Origin of the sequence: Streptomyces sp. NPDC058576 (assembly GCF_042718715.1) — a bacterium.
In the GTDB taxonomy this organism is placed as follows: domain Bacteria; phylum Actinomycetota; class Actinomycetes; order Streptomycetales; family Streptomycetaceae; genus Streptomyces.
In genome coordinates, this window is the sequence record NZ_JBHXPF010000007.1 from 129,027 (window position 1) to 155,323 (window position 26,297).

Here is a 26,297-nt window from a genome sequence, read left to right on the forward strand (position 1 = left end):
CCGGGGGTGCCGGGGTGGGGTGCGGCGTTTTCGTGTATTGCACACACGTTACGCAGTGTTACATGTGTGGGATATGTGTGATGCGTCGCGAGGCCGGTGCCGCTGTTGAAGCAGGTCATGGAACGGGTGCGCTGGTCAAGGGTGTTGACCGTGCGTTTCCGTCAACTTCCGGTGAGCGCTTCGGATATGGGTCTGCGCGGTCCGGAATGCGGTGTGGTCGCGGTGCGCTCGCGGTGCGTTCGCGAGGGTGGCCGACGGGCGTCCTCGCTGTAGCCCGGCTGTACGGGCCGTCGGGTCCCGGGGGGCCAGGGGGTACGCCAACGGCCTGCCGACCGAGGTCGGCAGGCCGTTGGCGCGCTGCGAGGGGTCAGCCCGCTTCGGTCCGGGGGACGTCGCGGAGCAGGCAGGTGAGGCGTGCGGTGCAGACCCGCTTGTCCTGTTCGTCGGTGATGACGATCTCGTACGTGGCGGTGGAGCGGCCCCGGTGTACGGGGGTGGCGACGCCGGTGACGAGGCCGCTGCGGGCGCCGCGGTGGTGGGTGCAGTTGAGGTCGACGCCGACGGCGATCTTGGAGGCGCCGCCGTGGAGCATGGAGCCGATGGATCCGAGGGTCTCGGCGAGTACGGCGGAGGCCCCGCCGTGCAGGAGGCCGTAGGGCTGGGTGTTGCCCTCGACGGGCATGGTGCCGACGACGCGGTCGGCGGCGGCCTCGACGATGGTGACGCCCATGCGTTCGCCGAGGTGGCCGGCGGAGAAGAGGGCGGGCAGGTCGACGCCGAGTGCCGCGTACTCGTCGATGACTTCCTGCGGGAAGAGGGGTGCGGTGTGCTCGCCCATGGATCCGGCTCCGTTCGGCTGCGCTGGTTCGTTGCTGTCTGCACTGTTCTTATCAGACGGCTGAGCGGACGCTTAGGGAGTGGCGGTTTTCAGTCGCTCCGGGTGCTCTCCGGGCTCCGGGTGTTCTCGAAGCGGACGACGACGGACTTGCTGGCCGGGGTGTTGCTGGTGTCGGCCGTGGAGTCGAGGGGGACCAGGACGTTGGTCTCGGGGTAGTAGGCGGCGGCGCAGCCCCGGGCGGTGGGGTAGTGGACGATGCGGAAGCCCTCCGCGCGGCGCTCCACGCCGTCCTTCCACTCGCTGACGAGGTCGGTGTAGGCGCCGTCGGCGAGGTCGAGGGCCGCCGCGTCCTCGGGGTTGACCATGACGATGCGACGGCCGCCCTTGATGCCCCGGTAGCGGTCGTCGAGGCCGTAGATGGTGGTGTTGTACTGGTCGTGGGAGCGCAGGGTCTGCAACAGGAGCCTGCCGTCGGGGAGTTCGGGGTACTCGACGGGGGCGGCGGTGAAGTTGGCGCGGCCGGTGGCGGTGGGGAAGCGGCGTTCGTCGCGGGGGGCGTGCGGGAGGGTGAAGCCGCCGGGGCGGGCGATGCGGGTGTTGAAGTCCTCGAAGCCCGCGACGACGCGGGAGATGCGGTCGCGGATGGTGGCGTAGTCGTGCTCGAAGGCTTCCCAGTCGGTACGGGAGCCGGCGCCCAGGACCGCGCGGGCGAGGCGGGCGACGATGGCGGGCTCGGAGAGCAGGTGGGGGCTCGCGGGGGTGAGGTTGCCGCGGGAGGCGTGGACCATGCCCATGGAGTCCTCGACGGTGACGAACTGCTTGCCGCCCGCCTGGACGTCCTTGTCGGTGCGGCCCAGCGTCGGCAGGATCAGGGCGCGGGTCCCGGTGACGGCGTGGCTGCGGTTGAGCTTGGTCGATACGTGGACGGTGAGGCGGGCGCGGCGCATCGCGGCCTCGGTGACGGTGGTGTCGGGGGTGGCCGCGACGAAGTTGCCGCCCATCGCGAAGAAGACCTTGGCCTCGCCGTCGCGGAGCGCCTGGATGGAGCGCACCACGTCCATGCCGTGGTGGCGCGGCGAGGTGATGCCGAACTCCTTGTCGAGGGCGTCGAGGAAGGCCGGCGCGGGGCGTTCGAAGATGCCCATGGTGCGGTCGCCCTGGACGTTGGAGTGGCCGCGCACCGGGCAGACTCCGGCGCCGGGTCGGCCGATGTTGCCGCGCAGCAGAAGGAAGTTGACGACTTCGCGGATGGTGGGCACGGAGTGCTTGTGCTGGGTGAGGCCCATCGCCCAGCAGACGATGGTGCGCCGCGAGGCGAGGACGAGGGCGAGGGCCTCTTCGATCTCGGCGCGGGTGAGGCCGGTGGCCTTCAGCGTCTCGTCCCAGTCGGCCGCTTCGGCTGCCTTGGCGAACTCTTCGTAACCGTGGGTGTGTTCGGTGACGAACGCGGTGTCGACGGCGCCCTCGGTGGCCAGGATCAGCTTGTTCAGGAGGCGGAAGAGGGCTTGGTCGCCGCCGATGCGGATCTGGAGGAAGAGGTCGTTGAGTGGGGTCCCCTTGAGCATGCCGTGCGGGGTCTGGGGGTTCTTGAACCGCTCCATTCCGGCTTCGGGCAGCGGGTTCACCGAGATGATCCTCGCGCCGGAGTTCTTCGCCTTCTCCAGGGCGGAGAGCATCCGGGGGTGGTTGGTGCCGGGGTTCTGGCCGGCGACGATGATCAGGTCGGCCTGGTGGATGTCCTCCAGGGAGACGCTGCCTTTGCCGATGCCGATGGTCTCGTTGAGCGCCGAGCCGGACGACTCGTGGCACATGTTGGAGCAGTCGGGCAGGTTGTTGGTGCCGAACTCGCGGGCGAACAGCTGGAGGAGGAACGCGGCCTCGTTGCTGGTGCGGCCCGAGGTGTAGAAGAGGGCCTCGTCGGGGGAGCCGAGGGCGGTCAGCTCCTCGGCGATGATCGCGAACGCCCGGTCCCAGGGGATGGCCTCGTACCGGTCGGCGCCCTCGGGGAGGTACACCGGCTGGGTGATCCTGCCCTGCTGGCCGAGCCAGTAGCCGCTGCGCTCCGCGAGGTCGGCCACCGGGTGCGCGGCGAAGAAGTCGGGGGTGACGCGGCGCAGCGTGGCCTCTTCGGCGACGGCCTTGGCGCCGTTCTCGCAGAATTCGGCGGTGTGCCGTTTGTCGCCCTCGGGCCAGGCGCAGCCGGGGCAGTCGAAGCCGTTCTTCTGGTTGACCTTGAGGAGGGTCTGCGCGGTGCGGCGCACGCCCATCTGCTGCTGGGCGATGCGCAGGGAGTGGGCGACGGCGGGCAGCCCGGCGGCGGCGTGCGGTGCCGCTTCGACCTGCGGGGCGTCCTGGACCGGGTCACCGGTCGGCGGCTTGCTGGCCATGATGCTGCTCCCCTTCGAGCGCTCGTGCACGTGGCGACGTGGTGCATGTCCTCACCATCGATCCTGTCACGGTCGCGCAAGGCCGTGCCGGTCCGGATTGTCAGTGGGCCGTGGCAGGATCGGGGGCGTGGCTGAGACGGCATCGAAGAAGACGGCAGACAACCGACCGCGCCTGCTCCTCATGGACGGGCACTCCCTGGCGTACCGGGCGTTCTTCGCCCTGCCCGCGGAGAATTTCACGACGGCGGTGGGGCAGCCGACGAACGCCGTGTACGGCTTCATGTCGATGCTGGCGAACACCCTGCGTGACGAGGCGCCCACGCACTTCGCGGTGGCGTTCGACGTGTCCCGCAAGACCTGGCGCGCCCAGGAGTTCCCGGAGTACAAGGCGAACCGCTCCAAGACCCCCGACGAGTTCAAGGGGCAGGTCGAGCTGATCGGGGAGCTGCTGGACGCGATGCACGCGGACCGGTTCGCGGTGGACGGGTTCGAGGCGGACGACGTCATCGCGACGCTGGCGACCCAGGCCGAGGCCGCCGGGTTCGAGGTGCTGATCGTCACCGGCGACCGCGACTCCTTCCAGCTGATCACGGAGAACGTGACCGTGCTCTACCCCACGAAGGGGGTCTCCGAGCTGACCCGGTTCACCCCGGAGAAGGTCGTCGAGAAGTACGGGCTCACCCCGCAGCAGTATCCGGACTTCGCCGCCCTGCGCGGCGACCCGTCGGACAACCTCCCGGGCATTCCCGGGGTCGGTGAGAAGACGGCCGCGAAGTGGATCAACCAGTTCGGTTCGTTCGCCGACCTGGTCGAGCGGGCCGAGGAGGTCAAGGGCAAGGCCGGGCAGAATTTCCGCGACCACCTGGACGCGGTGAAGATGAACCGGGTGCTGACCGAGATGGTCCGGGACGTGGAGCTCCCGAAGACCCCGGCCGACCTGGAGCGCGCTCCGTACGACCGCACGGCGGTCACCGGTGTCCTGGACATACTGGAGATCCGCAACCCGAGCCTGCGCGAGCGGCTGCTCGCCGTCGACCCTGGGGCGGCGGAGGCGGAGCCGCCCGCGCCCGCCGCCGGGATCGAGCTGGACGGGGCCGTGCTCGGCTCCGGCGAGGTCGCCCCGTGGCTGGAGGCGCACGGCGCCCAGCCGCTCGGCGTCATGACGGTGGACACCTGGTCGCTGGGCGCCGGCACGGTCACCGAGGTCGCGCTCGCCGCCGCCGACGGGGCCGCCGCCTGGCTGGACCCGACGCAGCTGGAGGAGGCCGACGAGCAGGCGTTCGCGGCCTGGGTGTCGGACCCGGCCCGCCCGAAGGTCCTGCACAACGCGAAGAACGTGATGCGGGTCTTCCCCGAGCACGGCTGGCGGCTCGAAGGCGTCGCGATGGACACGGCGCTCGCCGCGTATCTGGTGAAGCCGGGCCGCCGGTCCTTCGCCCTGGACGCGCTGGCCGTGGAGTATCTGGGCCGCGAGCTGGCCCCGGCCGCCGCGTCCGACGGGCAGCTGGCCTTCGGCGCGGACGACCGGGCCGAGCAGGACGCCCTGATGGCGCAGGCCCGCGCCGTGCTCGACCTGGGCGACGCGTTCACCACCCGGCTGAAGGAGGTGGGCGCGGCGGAGCTGCTGCACGACATGGAGCTGCCGACCTCGATCCTCCTCGCCCGTCTGGAGCGGCACGGGATCGCCGCGGACCGGGCCCATCTGGAGTCCATGGAGCAGCAGTTCGCCGGGACCGTGCAGCAGGCGGTGAAGGAGGCGCACGCGGCGGTCGGCCGCGAGTTCAACCTCGGATCGCCCAAGCAGCTCCAGGAGATCCTCTTCGGCGAGCTGGGTCTGCCGAAGACGAAGAAGACCAAGACGGGGTACACGACGGACGCGGACGCGCTCGCCTGGCTGGCCGCGCAGACCGAGCACGAGCTGCCGGTGCTGATGCTGCGCCACCGTGAGCAGGCCAAGCTGCGGGTCACCGTCGAGGGCCTCATCAAGACGATCGCCGCCGACGGCCGGATCCACACCACGTTCAACCAGACGGTGGCGGCGACCGGCCGGCTCTCCTCCACCGACCCCAACCTGCAGAACATCCCCGTCCGGACCGACGAGGGCCGGGCGATCCGCCGGGGCTTCGTCGTCGGCGAGGGCTTCGAGACGCTGATGACGGCGGACTACAGCCAGATCGAGCTGCGGGTGATGGCGCACCTCTCCGAGGACGCCGGTCTGATCGAGGCGTTCACCTCCGGCGAGGACCTGCACACCACGGTCGCCTCGCAGGTCTTCGGCGTCGGGAAGGACGCGGTCGACGCGGAGATGCGCCGCAAGATCAAGGCCATGTCCTACGGCCTGGCCTACGGTCTCTCCGCGTTCGGCCTCTCCCAGCAGCTGAACATCGACCCCGCCGAGGCCCGGGTGCTGATGGACACCTACTTCGAGCGGTTCGGCGGTGTGCGGGACTATCTCCACCGGGTCGTCGAGGAGGCGAGGGCCACCGGCTACACGGAGACGATCCTCGGCCGCCGCCGCTATCTCCCCGACCTGAACAGCGACAACCGCCAGCGCCGCGAGGCCGCCGAGCGGATGGCGCTCAACGCCCCCATCCAGGGCACCGCCGCGGACATCGTGAAGGTGGCGATGCTGCGGGTGGACAAGGCGCTGCGGGAGGCGGAGCTGACCTCGCGGATGCTGCTCCAGGTCCACGACGAAATCGTCCTGGAGATCGCGAAGGGCGAGCGGAAGCAGGTGGAGGAGATCCTGCGCCACGAGATGGCCCACGCGGTCGAACTGCGCGCCCCGCTCGACGTCTCGGTCGGCGTCGGCAAGGACTGGGAGTCGGCCGCGCACTGAACGACCCGCGCCCCGATCCTCAAGGGGGGTGGGCCCGGAACCGCGTCGGTTCCGGGCCCACCCCCTTCTTCCCGCAGCTACCCCCGACCGGCCGGAGTTTCCGTACGGGACTCCTCCGGTACGGACACGGACCGGCCCGGACCCCGGGCTCCCCGTCGCGTCCGCCGCACCCGCATCCACCCTCCGTACAGCAGCAGTCCGGCCGCCAGTCCGGCGCCCGCGCCGAAGCAGGCCGTGGGGATGATGTCGAGCGGGCTCTCCACCCGGCCGAAGTGGGCGTACCAGCGGGCGCACCGGTGGACGACGCCCGCCAGCACGCACAGGGCCAGCAGGCCTAGGGCGCCCCGCCGCTCCCGGCGGCCGAGCACCGGCACCTCCACGGGTGCGGGCGCCGCCGGGGTCCGCCGCAGCCCGGTCGCGGCGAACCAGCCGATGACCACGAGGGCGAGCGCCGAACTCCCGTACTGCACGATCTGGAACACCGGGAAGCCGCCGACGCTGTGGCTGAGCACCGGCACCAGCTCCGTGCCCCACCGGCTGTGGTGGGTGAACGCGTCCCACACCACATGCGTGGCCGCGCCCAGCGCGCCGGAGGCGGCGAACCAGAGCCAGGCGGACGGCCCGAAGGAGGCCCGACCCCACCGCTGCCCCCGGACGAAGGCGTGGACACGGCCCCGTACGCGTACCGGCAGCAGCGCCACCAGCGGCTCCCGCAGCAGCGCCCACACCGCGACCAGCACCGCGGCGATGGCCACGTTCACCGTGACGACCCCGAGGAAGGTGTGCGTGAACGACCCGAACTCCATCGCCCCGGGGATCACCGTGTCCGCGAAGTAGGTGATGTCGGGCGCGAACGAACCGGCGACGAGCGCCGAGGGGAACAGCGGCCACCGGGCGGTCCCGTTCCGGCGGATCGCCGGGAGCACGGCGGCGGCATGACTGAGCGTGAACGGCATGGCGGCAAGTATGCGGGACCGTCAGGGCACCCCCCAGGTGACCGGCCGGACAACATGTTCCCGCGAACGTGAAAAAACAGTAAGAAGCGGTCAGCCCTCGGTGCCTGGGCGACACAAGGTGCCGTAGGGTCGCTGGAGTTCTCGCGCTGGGGAGCGCGAGCAGCCGTCGAGGGGGAGGACCGGAACGTATGGCAGCGCACATTCGCCGTCGTCTGCGCAAGGGAGCCACGACCACCGCGGTGGCGGCGGCCGCCGTGGCGGCGCTCGCGGCCTCGCAGGCGCCCGCCGCGACCCTGGCCGACGGACCCGCGGGCAGCGGTGACCCGAAGGCGGCGGGCGAGGACACCGCGAGCGCCGACACCGACGGCGCCGCGACCGGCAACTCGCCCTACTACACGGACCTTCCGCCCCTGGTCACGCCCGACAAGCCCGGTTCGTCCAGCAACCTCCCGGCGGCCGGCAGCGCGGAAGCGGGTATCCCGGCGTCGATCCTGGCCGCGTACCAGCAGGCCGAGCGGACCGTCACGACCACCGACCCCACGTGCCGGCTGCCCTGGCAACTCCTCGCGGCGATCGGCAAGGTCGAGTCCGGCCAGGCCCGCGGTGGCCGTGTCGACGCCAACGGCACCGCCAGCCCCCGCATCCTCGGCCCGGCCCTCAACGGCCAGGGCTTCGCCCTGATCAAGGACACCGACGGCGGAGCGTACGACGGCGACGCGGTCCACGACCGTGCGGTCGGCCCGATGCAGTTCATCCCGTCGACCTGGGCCTCCTGGGGCCAGGACGCCAACGGCGACGGCCGCAAGGACCCCAACAACATCTACGACGCGTCGCTCGCCGCCGGCCGCTACCTCTGCGCCAACGACCGCGACCTGGCTCTCTCCGCCGACCTCGACCAGGCCGTGCTGAGCTACAACCGGTCGACGGAGTACCTGCGCACGGTCCGCTCCTGGTTCTCGTACTACCAGCGCGGTACGCACGAGATCCCCGACGGCACCGGCACGCTGCCCACCTCACCGAGCACCCCCACCCCGAGCGTCACCCCGAGCCCGAAGCCCTCCCCGTCCGACCCGGGCGGCAAGCCGGGCCCGGGCCCCTCGAAGCCCGGCGGCGGCGGCTCCACCAGCCCGACGCCGAAGCCGCCCACGCCGAAGCCGCCCACCCCCAAGCCGACGCCGCCGGCCGAGACCTTCGGCTCCCTGGAGAACGCGGGCACCGGCCCGCTGCGCGCCACGGCGGGCCAGGCGTTCGACGAGCGGGTCTCCGTCCGCGCCCGCAACGCGCTGGGCGCCCCGCTCGCCAAGGTGCCCGTCACCTTCACCGTCACCGGCAGGACCGGCACGCTCTTCGCCGGCGGCAAGAAGTCCGTCACGGTACGGACCGGGCCCGACGGCACCGCCACCGCACCGGAGCTCCAGGCCGGCGAGAAGGCCGGGGAGTTCACCGTGACCGCCGTCGCGGGCACGGGCCGGCCGCGCACCCTGACGTACGCGGCGACCGTCACCGCCCGCCAGGCCGACGCGATCGCCCGCACCGACGAGAAGGCGCTCGTCGCCGCCCCCGGCCAGAAGTTCGCGGACTCCGTCACCGTCAAGGCCACCTACAAGGGCGCCGTCGCGGGCGGAGTGGCCGTCACCGCCACCATGGTCAAGGACCGCCTGGGCATCATCGACAACGACAAGGGCCCGTACTTCAAGGACACGGACGGCAAGCCGGTCCGTACCCTCACCACGCTGACGACGGACGCCGGGGGGCAGCTCCGCCTCCCGGAGATCTTCGCCGACGACAACGAGGGCACCTATCTGCTGCGCCTCACCACCGCGGGCGGCGCCTCGGTCGTTGTCGAGCTGACCGTCAAGGCCCCGGAGGAGACGGCCCCGGAGAAGACGGCCACCCCGGAGCCGACCAAGACGCCCAAGGCCGTCAAGCCCTGACCCCGCCCCACCGCACACCCGTCGCACAGCCCCTCGGTCTCCCGGCCGAGGGGCTGTCCGTTGTGTTCTCATCTCGCGCCCCGGTTGCTACGGTGCCCCAGCCCTGACGGCCCATCAGGCGGCCGTCGTCGGATCACCGCCCCGGGAGGCCGAGCATGCGTGCCCTCGTCGCCGCCGCCATCGGACTGGCCGCCGCCCTCGTGCTCGTGTTCACCATCTCCGCCGTCGGCTCCCCGGCCGGGGAGACCTCGCCGAAACCCCTGCTGACCACCGTCCCGGGTCCGAAGCGATAACACCGCAGAGGAAGAGGTCACCACCATGCGCCGCCGAGCCGGTCTCGTACTCCTGGCCTTCGCCGTGTTCTTCGCCGCCCTGTCGCCGCTGATGCGCTGGTACGCCTTCCCGCGCCTGGCCAAGGTCCCGCCGAGCCAGTACCAGGAAGTCGTCCTGGAGGCGGCCCCCGCGACCCTCCTGGACTACACCACCCTCAAGGCCGAGGAGGTCGAGAAGGTCACCATCGTCCAGACGCTCAAGGGCAACGTGGAGGAGTCCGAGAAGATCGAGCGCAGCGCCGGACGCGACGTCGTCGTCTGGGACGCGCTCTCCTACATCCAGGGCCCCGACGGCAAGATGGTCTCCGAGATCCCCGAGCGCTACATCTTCGACGCCCACACCCAGGCCCCCGTCAACGCCACCGGCGAGATGGTCGACGGCGACCCGGTCCGGCGCGAGGGCATCGAGTTCAAGTGGCCCTTCCTCACCGAGAAACGGGACTACGAGTACTTCGACGCCCAGAGCCGCACCACCGCCCCCATCCACTACCGGGGCACCCGCACCTTCCGCGGCCTGGAGGTCTACTACTTCGAGCAGACCATCCCGTGGACCAAGGTCCCGATGCCGAAGAAGATGCCCATCGAGGGCGTCACCGCCGAGCAGATCGCGCAGACCGGCATGACCCGCTGGTACACCACCAAGCGCATGTTCTGGGTCGACCCCGTCACCGGCGCCCCCGTCAACGGCGAGGAGATCCACACGGAGGAGCTGCGCGACGCGAAGAAGATGGGCATGTCCGAGGACACCGTCACCGCGTTCTCCGGCCATGTGAAGATGCGCGAGGACTACATCGCGGACACCGTCGACCTGGTGAAGTCCCAGCGCGTCCTGGTCCTCCTCCTCACCTCGTACCTGCCCTGGGGCTTCCTCGGCCTCGGCATCGGACTGCTCGCCCTCGCCCTGTGGCTGGAAGCCCGCGCGCGAACATCACCGAGCCCTACGAGCGCCCCCGCCGCGCCGAGGTGAACCGCGTCGCCGGTACGGTCGCCGGGTCCTCCGGCCACGGATGCTTCGGGTAGCGGCCGCGCAGCTCCGCCCGTACGGCCCGGTAGCCGTCCTGCCAGAACGACGCCAGGTCGGCGGTGACGGCCGCGGGCCGCCCGGCGGGGGAGAGGAGATGGACCAGGACCGGCACCCCGGCCACCCGGGGCGTCTCGGCCAGCCCGAACAACTCCTGGAGTTTCACCGCCAGGACGGGCTGCTCCCCGCCGTACTCCACCCGGATCCGGGACCCGCTCGGCACCTCGATCCGCTCCGGCGCCAGCTCGTCCAGCCGGACGGCCTCCCCGGTCGCCCACGGCAGCAGCCGGCGCAGCGCCTGGCCCGCGTCGATCCGGCCCAGGTCGGAGCGGTGCCGCGCCCGCGACAACTCGGGCTCCAGCCAGGCGTCCGGATCCGCCAGCAGCGCCTCGTCCGACACATCCGGCCACGGCGGACCCAGCACCCGGTGCAGGAACGCCAGGCGCGACCGCAGCTGCTCGGTGTCCCGGTTCCAGCGCAGCAGCCCGGGCCCCTGGCGCCGCAGACCCGCCACGAGGGCCCCGCGCACCAGCTCCGGATCGGGCTGCTTCAACGGCCTTACCGCCAACTCGACGGCCCCCAGCCGGTCCACGGACCGGGCGACCACCTCCCCGTCCACCCAGCCGACCTCCTCGCCCCGCACCCGCAGCTGCCCGGCGGCCAGCAACGCCGTGGGCTCGTCGATCACCGCCGCCAGCCGCACCCGCGCCGACGCCGCGTGGGAGGGCCGGTCCGCGACCGCCACGGCCAGCCAGGGCGCGCTGCGCAGCCGCGACCCCTCCCGCAGCTCCGCGCCCGTGCCCGACGCCATCAGGAATGCCCCGTCGCCCCGGGCCCGCGCCACCCGCTCGGGGAACGCCAGCGCCGCGACGAGCCCCACGACGGCGTCGTCGGAGCCGCCTCTGCCGGTCCCGGACGACTCGCTCCCCAGCGACGACGACAGCCGGCGCACCTCCTGCTTCCAGCGCGCCGCGTACCCGTCCTGGCCCCGGCGGGCGGTCCGCAGCGCCGCCGCGAGATCGTCCCCGTACTCCCTCGGCGGCTCCTCGCTCAGCAGCGCCACCACCTCCGCGGCGCGACGTGCCCCGGCCTCCCGAGCACCGTCCAGCAGGGCCCGGGCCAGCCGGGGGTGCAGCCCGAGCCGGGACATCCGTACGCCGCGCTCGGTGACCCGGCCGCCGCCGTCCACCGCACCGATCGCCCCCAGCACCTCGCGGGCCGCGCCCATCGCCCCGGCGGGCGGCGCGTCCAGCAGGGCGAGCGAGGAGGCGTCCGGATCGCCCCAGCACGCCGCCTGGAGCGCGAAGGCCGCGAGGTCGGCGACCTTGATCTCCGGCGACGGGAAACGCGCGAGCCGCCCGTCCTCGGCCTGGTCCCAGCACCGGTACACCGCCCCCGGAGCCTCCCGCCCCGCCCGCCCCGCGCGCTGCCGCCCGGAGGCCCGGGAGGCCCGTACGGTCGTCAGAGCGCTCAGGCCCCGGGCATGGTCGGTACGGGGTTCGCGCGCGAGGCCCGAGTCGACGACGATCCGCACGCCCGGCACGGTCAGGGACGACTCCGCCACCGAGGTCGCCAGGACCACCCGCCGCCCCCCGGCGGACCCGGCCAGCACCGCGTCCTGCACAGCGGCCGGAGCGCGCCCGTGCACCTGGAGGACCTCCGCTGCCACCCCGGCGAGCTGTCCGGCCACCCGGCCGATCTCCCCGACGCCGGGCAGGAAGCACAGGACGTCCCCCTCCCGCTCCGCCAGCGCCCGCCGCACGGTCGCCGCCACATGCGTCAGCAGCGCCGGATCGACCCTCATCCCGTGCGGAGGCTTCACCGGCCGGGCGGGCGGCGCCCAGAGAACCTCCACGGGGTACGAGACGCCCTCGGCCTCGATCACCGGGGCATCGCCCAGCAGCCGCGCCCAGCCCTCCGCGTCCGTCGTCGCCGAGGCCGCCACCAGCCGCAGATCGGGCCGGATCGCCTCGCGTACGTCGAGAAGGAAGGCGGCGACCGTGTCCGCGTCCAGATGACGCTCGTGGCACTCGTCGATGATCACCACGTCGACCCCGGCCAGCTCCTGGTCCCGCTGGAGCCGCTGGAGCAGCACCCCGGTGGTCACGACCTCCACCACCGTCTCCCGCCCCACCACGCGCTCGCCGCGCACCGTGAAGCCGACCCGCTGACCCGGCCGCTCGCCCAGCAGCCAGGCCATCCGCCGCGCCGCCGCCCGCGCGGCGATCCGGCGAGGCTCGGCGACCACGACCCGGCGCACGGGGCCCGCACCGGTCAGCCCGGCCAGCACCAGCGGGACGAGCGTCGTCTTGCCGGTGCCGGGCGGGGCGCACAGGACGGCGACTCCCCGGTCGGCGAGCGCGCGCTCCAGGGCGGGTACGGCGGTGCGGACGGGCAGGCGGTCCAGGGCTTCGGTGCGGATCACGCCCCCAGTGTCGTACGGGCGCTTCCTTTCGCGGACGGTCAGTCCCGCTCGCACACGAAGATCGCCGTGCCCGGGATCAGGTTGCCGCGCAGCGGGGACCAGCCGCCCCACTCCTGGTTGTTCCAGGCGGGCCATTCCGGTTCGACCAGGTCCACCAGCCGGAAACCGCCCGCCACCACGTCCCGGACCCGGTCGCCGAGCGTGCGGTGGTGTTCCACATAGACGGCGTCGCCGCTCTCGTCCTGCTCGACGTAGGGGACGCGGTCGAAGTAGGAGGCGGCGACGGAAAGACCCTCGGGCCCGGGCTCGTCGGGGAACGCCCAGCGGATCGGGTGCGTCACGGAGAACACCCAGCGCCCACCGGGCCGCAGCACCCGGCGGACCTCGCGGAACACCCGCACCGGGTCGGCGACGAAGGGCACCGCCCCGTACGCGGAGCAGGCCAGGTCGAAGGCGCCGTCCCGGAACGGCAGCCGGCCCGCGTCCGCCTCGACCAGGGGGACGTCCCCGCCGATCCGCAGGGCGTGCTGGAGCTGGCGGTGCGAGAGGTCCAGCGCGACCGGGCGGGCGCCCTGACCGGCCAGCCAGCGCGAGCACTGGGCGGCCCCGGCCCCGATCTCCAGGACGTCGAGCCCCTTGAGATCGGCGGCCGGCCCCAGCAGAGCGGCGTCCGCCTCGTCCAGCCCTTCCGGGCCCCAGACGAAGCGGTCGTCCCCGAGGAAGCCGCCGTGGTCGGTCTGGTACTCGTCGGCGTTGCGGTCCCACCAGCCGCGGCTGGCCCGGCTGCTCTCGGCCTCGTCCGCGGCACGGCGCGTGGCTTCCGGCTCAGGGGACTCCGCCGGTTCTGAGGAGTAGGTCCCGTGGATCTCTTGGCTCATCGTGCCCGTCGTTGTAGTTTGCCTTCACCCGCCGCGCGCGGTCCGTACCAAGGGGTGTGCCCCGGGGGTACGGACGGGCGTCCGCGACGCCGTGCCGTAGTGTTCTCGGGCCGATGTGGCCTCGGAGAACACAAGTTGTGCCGGGAATGGGGCGAAGTGCCCCGGGTGTGCGCCTTCGCGCATTGACCCTGTCCGGCTGCCCCCGTATGCTACAAGTTGCGCTGCGAGCCTGCGCGCCTCAGACCTAGCAGGCCGCGCTCGCGTCTGTTGCATGTCCCCTCGGTTGTCGAGGCGCCCCTCCGGAAACGGATTGCGCGCTTTCCAGGCTGTCCGGCTTCTGCAGAGGCGATACGGGCTTTCGGCGTGGCAGTACCTACGACTCTCTGTCCGTACCGGAGCCCTTTCCCACATGACGAGCAGCACCGAGACCACCGCCACCACTCCGCAGGTTGCGGTCAACGACATCGGCGACGCGGACGCGTTCCTCGCGGCGATCGACGAGACGATCAAGTACTTCAACGACGGCGACATCGTTGACGGTGTCATCGTCAAGGTTGACCGGGACGAGGTTCTCCTCGACATCGGTTACAAGACCGAAGGTGTCATCCCGAGCCGCGAGCTCTCGATCAAGCACGACGTCGACCCGAACGAGGTCGTCAAGGTCGGCGACGAGATCGAGGCCCTGGTTCTCCAGAAGGAGGACAAGGAAGGCCGCCTGATCCTCTCGAAGAAGCGCGCTCAGTACGAGCGTGCCTGGGGCACCATCGAGAAGATCAAGGAAGAGGACGGCATCGTCACCGGTACCGTCATCGAGGTCGTCAAGGGTGGTCTCATCCTCGACATCGGCCTCCGCGGCTTCCTCCCGGCGTCGCTCGTCGAGATGCGTCGTGTCCGCGACCTTCAGCCCTACGTGGGCAAGGAGCTCGAGGCGAAGATCATCGAGCTGGACAAGAACCGCAACAACGTGGTCCTGTCCCGCCGCGCCTGGCTCGAGCAGACCCAGTCCGAGGTTCGCCAGACGTTCCTCACCACCCTGCAGAAGGGTCAGGTCCGCTCCGGCGTCGTCTCCTCGATCGTCAACTTCGGTGCCTTCGTGGACCTGGGTGGCGTCGACGGTCTCGTGCACGTCTCCGAGCTGTCCTGGAAGCACATCGACCACCCCTCCGAGGTTGTCGAGGTCGGCCAGGAAGTCACCGTCGAGGTCCTCGACGTCGACATGGACCGCGAGCGCGTCTCCCTGTCGCTCAAGGCGACGCAGGAAGACCCGTGGCAGCAGTTCGCCCGGACGCACCAGATCGGTCAGGTCGTCCCGGGTAAGGTCACCAAGCTCGTTCCGTTCGGTGCGTTCGTCCGCGTCGACGAGGGCATCGAGGGTCTGGTCCACATCTCCGAGCTGGCCGAGCGCCACGTGGAGATCCCGGAGCAGGTCGTCCAGGTCAACGACGAGATCTTCGTCAAGGTCATCGACATCGACCTCGAGCGTCGTCGCATCAGCCTCTCGCTGAAGCAGGCCAACGAGTCCTTCGGTGGCGACCCGGCCTCGGTCGAGTTCGACCCGACGCTGTACGGCATGGCCGCGTCGTACGACGACCAGGGCAACTACATCTACCCCGAGGGCTTCGACCCCGAGACCAACGACTGGCTCGAGGGCTTCGAGGCGCAGCGCGAGGTCTGGGAGACCCAGTACGCCGAGGCGCAGCAGCGCTTCGAGCAGCACCAGGCCCAGGTCATCAAGTCCCGCGAGGCCGACGAGGCTGCTGCGGCCGAGGGCGCTGCCGCCCCGGCCGGCGCTGCTCCGGCCGCCTCCGGCGGCAGCGGTGGTGGCGGCGGCGGCTCCTACTCCTCGGAGTCGGCGGACAACTCCGGCGCCCTGGCGTCGGACGAGGCCCTTGCCGCGCTGCGCGAGAAGCTCGCGGGCGGCCAGAGCTGACGCTCTGACCCCGGCGGCCCATCGGCTGCGGTAGCTGTACAGCGGTAAGTGAGGCCCGTTCCCTTCGGGGGGCGGGCCTCACTCGCGTATCCGGGCGGCTGCGCCTGCGGCTACGGCGTGACGGCGATGTTGGTCAGTCCCTTGCCGCCGGTGACGGTGTTGCTCGCGTGGACCGCCGTGCGGCAACTGGAGCTGTGGTTGGTCACGTTGATGGCGAGCTGCTTGTCGCCGGTGGCCCCGGAGAGGTTCGAGGAGTTGTTCCGGAAGACGGTGCCGCACCCCCAGCCGCTCTGCTGGGTATGGGTCTCGTAGCCGTTGTTGGTGGTGCGCGAGCCTTTGTTGCCCTCGACCAGGACGTCGTTGCCCTTCACGTCGACCCAGGAGTCGTCGTAGTTGGCGCCGGTCAGGCCGTGGCCGTCGAAGGTGTTGCCGATGATCCGCGCGCCGGTCGTGCCTTCCTTGATGTCGATGGACTCGCCGCCGACGTCCGGCCCGATGGTGTTGTTCAGGATCTGCGCGTTGTCGCTCCGGTCGGACAGGTCGCCGGCCGAACCGACGTACACGCCCTCGCCCATGCCGCGCCCGTTCTGCCCGGTGTCGTGGATGCGGGAGTTCTTCAGGACGCCGTCCTTGCTGGACGTGCGGAAGTGGACGCCCTCCATGTCGAGGTCGTGCACGGTCACCGAGTCGATGACGACACCGTTCGCCGCGTCGGCCATGATGCCCTTCTGGCCGCCCTTGATCGTGACCCCCTGGACCGTCCAGTACGAGGCGCCGTTGAGGTGCAGCCCGTAGCCGCCGCCCGCGGTCAGGATCGCCCGGCTGGAGCCGGTGAGGGTGATCCTGGCCCCGGAGGCGCCGGGCCGGGTGGCCTTGAAGTTGCCTGTGTACGTGCCGTCGGCGAGCCGGATCGTGTCGCCGGGGGAGACGGTGGTGAGCGCCGCCTTGAGCTGGGCCGCGGTGCTCACCTCGATGACCGCGGCGCCGGCGGGCCCGGCGCCGACCAGGGTGAGACCGCCGGCGGCCAGGGTGGCGGCGAGCAGGACGGTGAGGGGGATGCGGGTGCGCATGGGGGTTGCCTTCCCGTCGTGGAAATGTTCAGGAGTTCTCGTACATGAACGTGATGCGCGTGTCTGAACGTGTTGCCCAGTGACGGTAGGGACGGCGGCGGAGTGCGTCAAGGTCTGGACCAGGATCGGCGGGCTCCACCGGAAACGGTGAAGCGTCCTCGCGGCACGGGCAACTGACGCACCGTGACCCGGCCTCACCGGGGAAAGATCGGGGCACGGGGAATGCGTGTGCCGCCGGTCGTGTTCTTGCCTAGGAACACGAGGAGGAGCGGTAACCGTGCCTGATCCGCAGAGTTTGTACGAATGGGAGCCGAAGGGCCTGGCTGTCGTCGACATGGCGTTGGCGCAGGAGTCGGCCGGCCTGGTCATGCTCTACCACTTCGACGGCTACATCGACGCGGGCGAGACCGGCGAGCAGATCGTCGACGGCCTGCTCGAAACACTGCCGCACCAGGTCGTCGCGCGCTTCGACCACGACCGGCTCGTCGACTACCGCGCACGGCGCCCCCTGCTCACCTTCCGGCGCGACCGCTGGGCGTCCTTCGAGGCCCCGACCCTGGAGGTCCGGGTGGTCCAGGACGCCACCGGAGCGCCCTTCCTGCTGCTGTCGGGCCCGGAGCCCGACGTGGAGTGGGAGCGGTTCGCCGCCGCCGTCGAGCAGATCGTCGAGCGCCTCGGCGTCCGGCTCGCGGTGAACTTCCACGGCATCCCGATGGGCGTCCCGCACACCCGCCCCGTCGGCATCACCCCGCACGGCAACCGCACCGACCTGACGCCGGGCCACCGCAGCCCCTTCGACGAGGCCCAGGTGCCCGGTTCCGCCGAGGCCCTGGTCGAGTACCGGCTGATGGAGTCCGGCCACGACGTCCTCGGGGTCGCCACCCACGTCCCGCACTACGTGGCCCGGTCCGCCTACCCGGACGCGGCGCTCACCGCGCTGGAGGCGATCACCGCGGCGACCGGTCTGGTGCTGCCCGCCCTCGCGCACTCCCTGCGGACCGAGGCGCACCGCACCCAGACCGAGATCGACCGGCAGATCGGCCAGGGCGACGAGGAGCTCGTCTCCCTCGTCGAGGGCCTGGAGCACCAGTACGACGCCGTCGCCGGCTCCGAGACGCGCGGCAACCTCGTCGCCGAGCCGGTCGACCTGCCGTCCGCCGACGAGATCGGCCGCGAGTTCGAGCGTTTCCTCGCCGAGCGGGAGGGTGAGGGCTGAGCGCCCCCGCCCGGCCCGTAGGCTGCGGCCCATGCTGAAAGTGGGCCTGACCGGCGGCATCGGCGCCGGCAAGAGCGAAGTGTCGCGGCTGCTCGTCGAGCACGGCGCCGTCCTGATCGACTCCGACCGGATCTCCCGCGAGGTCGTCGAGCCCGGGACCCCCGGACTCGCGTCCGTCGTCGAGGAGTTCGGGCCGGGCGTCCTGACGGCCGAAGGCACTCTCGACCGCCCGGCGCTCGGCGCGGTCGTCTTCGCCGACGCCGACCGCAGGGCCGCCCTCAACGCCATCGTCCACCCCCTGGTCGGCGCGCGCGCCGCCGAGCTGGAACGGGCCGCCCCCGAGGACGCTGTCGTCATCCACGACGTCCCCCTCCTCGCCGAGAACGGGCTCGCCCCCTTCTACGACCTGGTCGTGGTCGTCGACGCCTCCGCCGAGACCCAGCTCGACCGGCTCGTGAGGCTGCGCGGAATGACGGAGTCCGACGCCCGTGCCAGGATGGCCGCCCAGGCCACCCGCGAGCAGCGCCGGGCCGTCGCCGACCTGATCGTGGACAACGACGGGCCGCGCGAGGCGCTGGACGCACAGGTCCGGGAGGTCTGGGAGGAACTGGTCCGCAGGGCCGCCGCCGGCTGAGCGCGGCGTACGGGAACGCTCCGGCCGGAACGGCCGACCCGGGGCGGACGTTGGACACGCGCGAGGAAGCGACGGTGGACCCGCGCGAGGAGAGGAAAGGACGCGACCGTGCCCGAGAGGAATCCGCAGACCGACGTCATCGACTTCCGTGCGGCCGAGCAGCTGCTCGACGCCCGGGACCCCCGGGGAGCCGTCAAGCTCCTCGACTCGGTGATCGCCGCCCACCCGGAGAACACCGCCGCCCGGCTCCTCCGGGCCCGGGCCTTCTTCGCCGCTGCCCAACTGCGCCCCGCGGAGCTGGAATTCGAGCTGGTGCTGGAGCGCGAGCCGGACAACGCGTTCGCCCACTTCGCCCTGGCCCGCACCTTCGAGCGGTCCGGCAACCCGGAGCGGGCGACCCGGCACTTCCGCCTGGCTGCGGCACTGGACCCGAAGCCGGAGTACCTGCGGGCGGCGAAGTTCGACGAGCGGGGCTGAGACGAGCGGGACTCGGACGAGGCTGAGGGGACGGCGTGCCCTAGGGCCGCCCGGAGAAGGGGCCGGTTCCTCCGCCACCCGGCCGGCCGCCGTCCGCCCCGCGTTTCGGCCGTCGCGGACGGCCGTCGCCGTGGTCCGGCTCGTACGGCGGCACGCCACGGCCCGGCTGGTAGTGCGGGCCCTGGCGCATGCGGTACGTGATCACGCCCAGGTCCACCACCGCGAGCAGCAGCACCACCGCGCAGGCCGCCGCCCAGCCCGGCCGCCCGTTCAGCGCGAAGGCCACCAGGCCGAACAGGGCCCAGGCCATTCCCCACAGGCTCAGCCAGAGCCGCATCCGCAGGGGACTGCGCGCGGTCGCGGGTTCACTGCCCGTACGCATGGCGATCACCTCACTCACCAGCATGGACCCGCCCGGCGGCGGACGGAACAGCGCCGAGGCGGGAACCGCGCCCGGCGGCGGCTCGTTCGTCCTGCATGGGCGAATCACTGGTACGCGAGGGGTACGCGGGGACCGGTCCCGGAGCCATCACGCCGGACGGGTGCGCGGTGGAGCTGTATCGCCGGCTGGCCGTCGGCGACGAGCCGGACGTGATCGCGGGCGTGGCCCCGGCCGGGGCGAGCCTTCTCGAACTGGGCTGCGGGGCGGGCCGGGTGACCCACCCGTTGGTGGGGCGCGGCTTCCGGGTGACGGCGGTGGACGAGTCGCCGGAGATGCTGGAACAGATCGTCGGGGCGCGCACGGTGCGCAGCCCCATCGAGTCGCTGGACCTGGGCGGCGAGCGGTTCGATGTGGTGCTGCTCGGTTCGTTCCTGGTCCACGCGGGTGAGCACCGGGTGCGGGACGGGATGCTGCGCGTCTGCCGGGCCCATGTGCGGGACGACGGGATCGTCCTCGTCCAGCGCGAGGGCGCGGCGCACCGCTCGGAGCTGCCGTGGGAGCGGACCGACCCGTCCGGCGGCCTGGTCCGGATCGTCTCCGCGGATCCGGTGGGCGACGGCGTGCGCTCGGTGCGCGCGGAGTATCACTTCGACGACGCGCGGTGGACGCAGACGTTCCTGTCGCGGGAGCTGTCCGACGAGGACCTCGCCGGACATCTCGCGGCGGCCGGGCTCACGGTGGACCGCACCCTCACCGACGACGGCACCTGGCTGCTGGCCCGCCCGGTGCTCTGACCGGCCGCGGGGTCTCACCCTCCGCGCGTCGGGGGCCGCGTGTCAGTGCACGAAGCTGTAGCTGCGCCACGGCCCGCTGCCCGGCGCCGTCACATCGCTGAACCGGGTCGGCACGTACGTCGTCCCGCGGCCCGTGCAGTCCCGTGTGGGGTAGAGGATCACGTCGACCAGCGTCCCGTTCTCCACCTCGCGGGCCCCCGCCGGGGCGATCCGGTGGCAGCCGCGTACCGACGGGCTGTTCACCTGGATCACCGCTTCGCGCTCCGTCGTGTACGTCACCGGGCCCACCGCGGTGCGGCCGAGCCCGGAGCAGCCCGAGGCGGCGAGGGCGAGGAGCGAGACGCCGGCGGCGATGGCGAGACGGCGTCGGCGGCGGGGAACGGTGGCGGTCACGGACATGGGCGGGTCCTCGTCTGCTCGTCCGGTGCTCGTCCGGCGAAATCGGTACGTCGGGAAGACGTGCTGGCGCTGGCCACCCTGCCCGGCGGGGACGGCCCCGGCATCCCGTGCGCGGCCGACCGGGCGAGGCGTGCGTGGCCGGGGGTTCCCGGTGCGCCCAAAAAGGGCATAAAGTCGTAAAAGGTGTTACGTAGTCGGGGTCCCGCGGGTCTCCGCCGCCCTTCCTTCCAGGGAGCCGTCATGGTCCAGGAACTGGTGATCGCGTTGGTGGCGGTGCTCTGCGCCGGAGCGCTGTACGTGGCCTCGGCGGCGCGGGTGATCCGGCAGTACGAGCGCGGCGTCGTGCTGCGGCTCGGCAGACTGCGGAACGACGTGCGGCCCCCGGGTTTCACGATGGTCGTGCCGGGGATCGACCGGCTGCGCAAGGTCAACCTGCAGATCGTCACCATGCCGGTGCCCGCCCAGGACGGCATCACCCGGGACAACGTCACCGTCCGCGTGGACGCCGTCATCTACTTCAAGGTGGTCGACCCGGCGAGCGCCGTCATCGCGGTGGAGGACTACCGGTTCGCCGTCTCGCAGATGGCCCAGACCTCGCTCCGGTCGATCATCGGCAAGAGCGACCTGGACGACCTGCTGTCCAACCGCGAGAAGCTGAACGAGGGGCTGGAGGTCATGATCGACAGCCCGGCGGTCAGCTGGGGCGTGCAGATCGACCGAGTGGAGATCAAGGACGTCTCGCTGCCGGAGACCATGAAGCGTTCCATGGCCCGCCAGGCGGAGGCCGACCGGGAGCGCCGCGCCAGGGTGATCAACGCCGACGCGGAGCTCCAGGCCTCGAAGAAGCTGGCCCAGGCGGCGGGCGAGATGTCCGAGCAGCCCGCCGCGCTCCAGCTGAGGCTGTTGCAGACGATCGTCGCCGTCGCGGCGGAGAAGAACTCCACGCTGGTGCTGCCCTTCCCGGTGGAGCTGCTCCGGTTCCTGGAGCGCGCGCAGCAGCCGGCGATCGCGGCAGAGGGCGGAGAGGCAGGGCGGGAGACGCGCCTCTCGATCCCCGAGGAACCGACCCCTCCGAGCACCCCGGCCGCACCGGCCGCGCCACCCTCACCGGCCACACGCGCCCCGGCCGCCTCCACCGCACGGTCCTCCGCGAAGCAGCCGTTCGCCCATCACTGAGCGTGGCGGTTCCACTCCCGCTGCCGGGCGCGCTCTGCTCCGGTCGTTCCGCTGCTGAGCTGGGATGATGCGGTGGGCGTCCACGGTGTCAGACCTCCCGCCTAGACTCGCCGAGTCAGCACATTCCGTGCCGACGGAGACCGGCGACCGGAAGCCGGGGATCGCGTGGGAGGGGGAGTGGACATGGCGGCACGGGCCCGTGAGGGCGAGGAGCGGGGCACCGAGGGCGCGCCCCGGGCCGCGGACGTCGCCCGCCTGCTGCGCTGTGCCGCGGTCTTCCTGCCCGGACCGGTGCCCAGGGACGGCCGTATCGCCTTCTGGGACCCCCACGCCGACGCACCCGCCGACGGTGCCCCTTGGCACGCCGACGGTGCTCCGGAGCGGAGCGGGGCCCCTTTCGCGTACGGGGACGCCACCGCGCGCCCCGACACCGTCCCGTACACCACCGCCCGGCTCACGGTCGTCCGTCCGGACCCGGCGGCGGGCCCCGGAGGCGTCCGCACCACCGAGGCGCCCGCCGCACTGCTGTCCGTGGCCGACGCGCTGCCCCTGCTCGTCCGGGCCCGGCAGCAGGCGTCCGCCCACCCCGCCACGCGCTGCTGGGGCGCGGCCGCCCTGCACGCCCTTCAGCTCGTCGCCCGCGGCCGGCTCCTCCCCGGACTCACGGCGGACGGCCACGACGCCTGGCGGGCCGGTCCGAGGGACGCCGAGGACATCGCGCATCTGCGGGCGGTCGCCGCCGCCCTGCCGCCCGAGGGGCACGCGGTGCCGGTCCCCGGCTCCGAGCCGCCCCGGTTGCCCGACCCCGAGGCGCTGACCGGGGCGTTCCTGGACGCCGTCGCCGACACCTTGCCGCGCACGCCCGCCGCCGCGTTCGCGATGGGCGCGCCGTTCGCCGCCCGCGAGGCCCAGCACCTGCCCCAGGCCGCCGCCTGGGCCGTCGAGGTCGCCTCGGGCCTGGACGCGGGCGTGCGCGTCTCGCTGCGCCTGGATCTCTCGGCGTACGAGCTGTTCGACACCGCCGACACCTACGCGCTCACCGCCGCCCGGGAGGAGGCGGAGGCCGCCGACGGATCCGCGCGGCCGGGGCACGCGGACGACCCGGCGGTCCGCCACGCCGCCGCGGCGATCGTCCAGGTCCACAGCCTCGCCGACCCGACCTACGTGGTGGACGCGGCGGCCCTGTGGAACGGCGGAGCGGGCGAGCCGTTCGGGCCGCGTTCCCAGGTCGACGCGGTGCTGGCCCTGCGCCGCGCCGCCCGCGTCTGGGCCCCGCTGGAACGGCTCCTGGGGCAGCCGGTCCCCGATGTGCTCGCGATCACCGAGGACGAGCTGTACGAGCTGCTGAGCGACGCCGGGTCCCGGCTGGCCGCCGCCGGGGTCGGGGTGCACTGGCCGCGCGAACTGGCCCGTTCGCTCACCGCGGCCGCCGTCGTGCGGTCCGCGCCCGGATCGGCCACCGACGGCACGTCCTTCTTCGACGCCGAGCACCTCTTCTCCTTCGACTGGCAGCTGTCCCTGGGCGACGAGTGGCTGACCGAGGCCGAGATGGACCTGCTGGCCGAGGCGCACCGCCCGGTGGTGCGGCTGCGCGACCAGTGGGTGGTCGTCGACCCCGCCCTCGTACGCAAGGCGCGGAAAAGGGAGTTGGGGCTCCTGGACCCGGTGGACGCGCTGGCCGTCGCCCTCACCGGCAGCGCGGAGGTGGACGGCGAGCGGGTGGACGCCGTCCCGGCCGGGGCCCTCGCCGCGCTCCGGACCCGCATCCTCGCCGAGGACACGACCATCGCCCCGCCGCCCGGCCTCGACGCGACCCTGCGCGACTACCAACTGCGAGGCCTGGCCTGGCTGGACCGGATGACCTCGCTGGGGCTCGGCGGCTGTCTCGCCGACGACATGGGCCTGGGCAAGACGATCACCCTCATCGCCCTCCATCTGCACCGGGCGCACCCCTCGCCCACCCTCGTGGTCTGCCCCGCCTCCCTCCTCGGAAACTGGCACCGGGAGATCAACCGCTTCGCCCCCGGTGTCCCCGTGCGCCGCTTCCACGGCACCGACCGGACGCTGACCGACCCGGACGGTGGCTTCGTCCTCACCACCTACGGCACCATGCGCTCCAGCGCGGCACAGCTCGCCGAGCAGAGCTGGGGCCTGGTCGTCGCCGACGAGGCGCAGCACGTGAAGAATCCGCACTCCTCCACGGCCAAGGCGCTGCGCACCATCCCCGCACCGGCCCGGGTCGCCCTCACCGGCACCCCGGTCGAGAACAACCTCTCCGAGCTCTGGGCGCTCCTCGACTGGACGACCCCCGGACTGCTCGGCCCGCTCAAGGCGTTCCGCGCCCGGCACGCCCGGATCGTGGAGAACACGGACACCGCCGCCGGTCTCGGCAACGAGGAAGCCGTCGAGCGGCTGTCCCGGCTGGTGCGCCCCTTCCTCCTGCGGCGCAAGAAGTCCGATCCCGGCATCGCCCCCGAGCTGCCGCCCAAGACGGAGACCGACCACCCCGTCTCCCTCACCCGTGAGCAGGCCACGCTCTACGAGGCGGCCGTCCGCGAGACGATGGCGCAGATCGAGGGGGCGGAGGGCATCGCCCGCCGAGGGCTGATCATGAAGTTGCTGACCTCGCTCAAGCAGATCTGCAACCACCCCGCCCAGTATCTGAAGGAGGAGCCCACCCGGCTCACCGGCCGCTCCGGCAAGCTCGCCCTCCTCGACGAACTGCTGGACACGATCCTGTCCGAGGACGGCTCGGTCCTGATCTTCACCCAGTACGTGTCGATGGCGAGGCTCCTCTCCGCGCACCTCGCCTCCCGCGCGATCCCCTCCCAACTCCTGCACGGCGGTACGCCGGTGCCCGAGCGGGAGCGGATGGTGGACCGCTTCCAGTCCGCCGATGTCCCGGTCTTCCTGCTCTCCCTCAAGGCGGCCGGCACGGGGCTGAACCTCACCCGCGCCGCCCATGTCGTCCACTTCGACCGCTGGTGGAACCCGGCCGTGGAGGAGCAGGCCACCGACCGGGCGTACCGCATCGGTCAGACCCAGCCCGTCCAGGTCCACCGGATCATCGCCGAGGGCACGGTGGAGGACCGGATCGGAGAGCTGCTGGAGTCCAAGCGCGCCTTGGCGGACGCGGTGCTCGGCAGCGGGGAGAGTGCTCTGACCGAGCTGAGCGACCGTGACCTCGCCGACCTCGTATCGCTGCGGAGGCCCGCATGAGCCCTCGCCCGACCACCGGCCCGGCCGCCCGCAGATCCGCGCCCCGCGCCCGGATCGGCCCGGACGATCTGCGGCGCACCTTCGAGGCGGTGCCCGCGCGCACCTCCGTCGAGGGCGAGCCCTTCGCCGCCAGCTGGTGGGGCCGGGCCTGGGTGGACGCGCTGGAGTCGCTGTCGATGGACGAGGCCCGCCTGGCCCGCGGCCGTGACTACGCCGACGACGGACAGGTCGCCGCGATCACCGTCACCCCCGGCCGCGTCGTCGCCTATGTGCACGGCAGCCGGGCCCGTCCCTACCGCGCCGAGCTGCGCCTGCGCACCTTCGCCGACCCCGGCTGGGAGGCCCTGCTCGACGCGGTCGCCGCCCGGCCCGGCCATCTGTCCGCGCTGCTGGCCAAGGAGATGCCGCACTCCCTGGCCCGTACGGCCGAGGAGGCCGGGGTCCGGCTGCTGCCCGCCGCCGACGACCTCGACCCCAGCTGCACCTGCCCCGACCACGGGCGGCCCTGCAAGCACGTCGCCGCCCTCTGCTTCCAGACGGCCCTGCTGCTCGACAGCGACCCGTTCGTCCTGCTGCTGATGCGGGGCCGGGGCGAGCGCGAGCTCCTCGACGCGCTCGCCCGGCGCAACGCCGAACACTCCGCCCGCGAGCGCCCCGCCGCCCCGGCCGTCCCCTCGGTCGCGGCGGGCGAGGTCCTCGCCCGCCGCTTCCTTCCCCCGCTCCCGGCGCCCCTCCCGGTCCCGCCGCACCCCGGCCAGCCACCGTCGTACCCGGACCTGCCCGGCGCCCGCGACCCGCTGGGCCTGGACCACCTCGCCACCGACGCCGCCGCCCGCGCCCACGCCCTGCTGAGCACGGGCCGCGATCCGCTGGCCGGGCTCACCGAGTGGCAGGACGCCGTCCGCCTCGCCGCCGCGCGCCCGACCGCCGGGCTCACCGCCACCACCCGCGCGCTCTACCGGGAGCTGGCGTACGCCACCGGCCGTACCACCACCGACCTCGCCCGCGCCGTCGCCGCCTGGCGTCAGGGCGAGGCCGAGGGTCTGGCGGTCCTGGAAGCACCCTGGGACCCGCCGGCCGGCCCCTTCGACCGGGCCAGGCCCGCGCTCGCCGCCGCCGGCTTCCCGCGCTTCACGCCCTGGCGCAACCACCTCACCCACCCGGCCGGTTCGCTCCAGCTCCGCTTCGGCCAGGACATGCGCTGGTACGGCTACGAGTCCGACCCCGGCACCGAGGACTGGTGGCCGCGCGCCGCCCCGGACCCCGACCCCGTCTCCGCCCTCGAAGCCCTGCTGGCCGGCGACTCCGTCCCCGACGCCAGCGGGGACGACGACCCCCACTACGTACGGTAAAAGCCTTGGCCACCGGGGCGTTGACCCTGTTAGCGTCC

The 26,297-nt window shown here is 72.6% G+C and carries 20 protein-coding genes; 12 read left to right on the plus strand and 8 right to left on the minus strand.

Going from position 1 to position 26,297, the window contains the following annotated elements; translation table 11 throughout:
• Window positions 1-367 precede the first annotated feature (367 nt).
• Window positions 368-838 (minus strand): PaaI family thioesterase, encoded by a 471-nt coding sequence (locus ACFWRV_RS08395; RefSeq protein WP_384330109.1) that lies wholly within the window; start codon window positions 836-838, stop codon window positions 368-370.
• 89 nt (window positions 839-927) lie between these two features.
• Window positions 928-3,225: an FdhF/YdeP family oxidoreductase gene (locus tag ACFWRV_RS08400; protein ID WP_384330111.1), complete on the minus strand. Its 2,298-nt coding sequence runs from the start codon at window positions 3,223-3,225 to the stop codon at window positions 928-930.
• Between the two features lie 127 nt (window positions 3,226-3,352).
• Here ACFWRV_RS08400 and polA point away from each other — a divergent pair, with 127 nt between their 5' ends.
• The gene (gene polA, locus ACFWRV_RS08405) at window positions 3,353-6,064 is read left to right on the plus strand and encodes a DNA polymerase I (RefSeq protein ID WP_384330114.1); all 2,712 of its coding nucleotides are present in this window, start codon (window positions 3,353-3,355) and stop codon (window positions 6,062-6,064) included.
• 77 nt (window positions 6,065-6,141) lie between these two features.
• Here the strand turns inward: polA and ACFWRV_RS08410 are convergent, their stop codons facing one another.
• Window positions 6,142-7,020 (minus strand): DUF4184 family protein, encoded by an 879-nt coding sequence (locus tag ACFWRV_RS08410; RefSeq protein WP_384330117.1) that lies wholly within the window; start codon window positions 7,018-7,020, stop codon window positions 6,142-6,144.
• A gap of 188 nt (window positions 7,021-7,208) precedes the next feature.
• Here ACFWRV_RS08410 and ACFWRV_RS08415 point away from each other — a divergent pair, with 188 nt between their 5' ends.
• The 3 genes from ACFWRV_RS08415 to ACFWRV_RS08425 all read left to right on the plus strand — a co-directional run bounded on the left by ACFWRV_RS08415 (window position 7,209) and on the right by ACFWRV_RS08425 (window position 10,253).
• Entirely contained in the window at window positions 7,209-8,954 is a 1,746-nt protein-coding gene (locus ACFWRV_RS08415) for a lytic murein transglycosylase (protein ID WP_384330120.1), read from the plus strand.
• A 155-nt stretch (window positions 8,955-9,109) separates the two neighbouring features.
• Window positions 9,110-9,247: an SPW_0924 family protein gene (locus tag ACFWRV_RS08420; protein ID WP_107085744.1), complete on the plus strand. Its 138-nt coding sequence runs from the start codon at window positions 9,110-9,112 to the stop codon at window positions 9,245-9,247.
• 25 nt (window positions 9,248-9,272) lie between these two features.
• Window positions 9,273-10,253, plus strand: coding sequence for a DUF3068 domain-containing protein (locus ACFWRV_RS08425; RefSeq protein WP_384330123.1), 981 nt, complete (start codon window positions 9,273-9,275; stop codon window positions 10,251-10,253).
• On the opposite strand, the gene hrpB is transcribed toward ACFWRV_RS08425, so the two are convergent.
• Both hrpB and ACFWRV_RS08435 read right to left on the minus strand, forming a co-directional pair.
• Complete coding sequence (gene hrpB, locus ACFWRV_RS08430) at window positions 10,225-12,732, minus strand: ATP-dependent helicase HrpB (protein WP_384330126.1); 2,508 nt, start codon at window positions 12,730-12,732, stop codon at window positions 10,225-10,227. The genes ACFWRV_RS08425 and hrpB overlap by 29 nt on opposite strands.
• Before the next feature lie 38 nt (window positions 12,733-12,770).
• The gene (locus tag ACFWRV_RS08435; RefSeq protein ID WP_384330129.1) at window positions 12,771-13,610 is read right to left on the minus strand and encodes a class I SAM-dependent methyltransferase; all 840 of its coding nucleotides are present in this window, start codon (window positions 13,608-13,610) and stop codon (window positions 12,771-12,773) included.
• Between the two features lie 409 nt (window positions 13,611-14,019).
• Between ACFWRV_RS08435 and rpsA the strand changes: the two genes are divergently transcribed.
• Window positions 14,020-15,540 carry a 30S ribosomal protein S1 gene (gene rpsA, locus ACFWRV_RS08440; RefSeq protein WP_030593748.1) on the plus strand — a complete coding sequence of 507 codons (1,521 nt, stop codon included), beginning with the start codon at window positions 14,020-14,022 and terminating at the stop codon, window positions 15,538-15,540.
• Window positions 15,541-15,650: 110 nt separating this feature from the next.
• Here rpsA and ACFWRV_RS08445 read toward each other — a convergent pair whose 3' ends face one another.
• On the minus strand, window positions 15,651-16,610 hold the full coding sequence (locus ACFWRV_RS08445) for a right-handed parallel beta-helix repeat-containing protein (RefSeq protein ID WP_384330132.1): 960 nt from the start codon (window positions 16,608-16,610) through the stop codon (window positions 15,651-15,653).
• A gap of 277 nt (window positions 16,611-16,887) precedes the next feature.
• On the opposite strand from ACFWRV_RS08445, the gene ACFWRV_RS08450 reads away from it, so the two are divergent.
• From ACFWRV_RS08450 to ACFWRV_RS08460, 3 genes are all read left to right on the plus strand, one after another.
• Window positions 16,888-17,826 carry a PAC2 family protein gene (locus tag ACFWRV_RS08450; RefSeq protein WP_384330135.1) on the plus strand — a complete coding sequence of 313 codons (939 nt, stop codon included), beginning with the start codon at window positions 16,888-16,890 and terminating at the stop codon, window positions 17,824-17,826.
• Between the two features lie 31 nt (window positions 17,827-17,857).
• The gene (gene coaE, locus ACFWRV_RS08455; RefSeq protein WP_384330138.1) at window positions 17,858-18,460 is read left to right on the plus strand and encodes a dephospho-CoA kinase; all 603 of its coding nucleotides are present in this window, start codon (window positions 17,858-17,860) and stop codon (window positions 18,458-18,460) included.
• Between the two features lie 108 nt (window positions 18,461-18,568).
• On the plus strand, window positions 18,569-18,937 hold the full coding sequence (locus ACFWRV_RS08460; protein WP_384330141.1) for a tetratricopeptide repeat protein: 369 nt from the start codon (window positions 18,569-18,571) through the stop codon (window positions 18,935-18,937).
• 40 nt (window positions 18,938-18,977) lie between these two features.
• On the opposite strand, the gene ACFWRV_RS08465 is transcribed toward ACFWRV_RS08460, so the two are convergent.
• On the minus strand, window positions 18,978-19,343 hold the full coding sequence (locus ACFWRV_RS08465) for a DUF6343 family protein (protein WP_384330144.1): 366 nt from the start codon (window positions 19,341-19,343) through the stop codon (window positions 18,978-18,980).
• A 71-nt stretch (window positions 19,344-19,414) separates the two neighbouring features.
• On the opposite strand from ACFWRV_RS08465, the gene ACFWRV_RS08470 reads away from it, so the two are divergent.
• Entirely contained in the window at window positions 19,415-20,113 is a 699-nt protein-coding gene (locus ACFWRV_RS08470; protein WP_384330147.1) for a class I SAM-dependent methyltransferase, read from the plus strand.
• A gap of 42 nt (window positions 20,114-20,155) precedes the next feature.
• On the opposite strand, the gene ACFWRV_RS08475 is transcribed toward ACFWRV_RS08470, so the two are convergent.
• The gene (locus ACFWRV_RS08475) at window positions 20,156-20,512 is read right to left on the minus strand and encodes a hypothetical protein (RefSeq protein WP_384330150.1); all 357 of its coding nucleotides are present in this window, start codon (window positions 20,510-20,512) and stop codon (window positions 20,156-20,158) included.
• Window positions 20,513-20,752: 240 nt separating this feature from the next.
• Between ACFWRV_RS08475 and ACFWRV_RS08480 the strand changes: the two genes are divergently transcribed.
• The 3 genes from ACFWRV_RS08480 (at window position 20,753) to ACFWRV_RS08490 (ending at window position 26,259) form a co-directional block, all read left to right on the plus strand.
• Window positions 20,753-21,688: a slipin family protein gene (locus ACFWRV_RS08480; protein WP_384330153.1), complete on the plus strand. Its 936-nt coding sequence runs from the start codon at window positions 20,753-20,755 to the stop codon at window positions 21,686-21,688.
• Between the two features lie 183 nt (window positions 21,689-21,871).
• On the plus strand, window positions 21,872-24,907 hold the full coding sequence (locus ACFWRV_RS08485) for an SNF2-related protein (protein WP_384330156.1): 3,036 nt from the start codon (window positions 21,872-21,874) through the stop codon (window positions 24,905-24,907).
• Window positions 24,904-26,259: an SWIM zinc finger family protein gene (locus tag ACFWRV_RS08490; RefSeq protein ID WP_384330159.1), complete on the plus strand. Its 1,356-nt coding sequence runs from the start codon at window positions 24,904-24,906 to the stop codon at window positions 26,257-26,259. Before ACFWRV_RS08485 ends, ACFWRV_RS08490 begins: the two co-directional genes overlap by 4 nt.
• The last annotated feature ends 38 nt before the right edge of the window (window positions 26,260-26,297 follow it).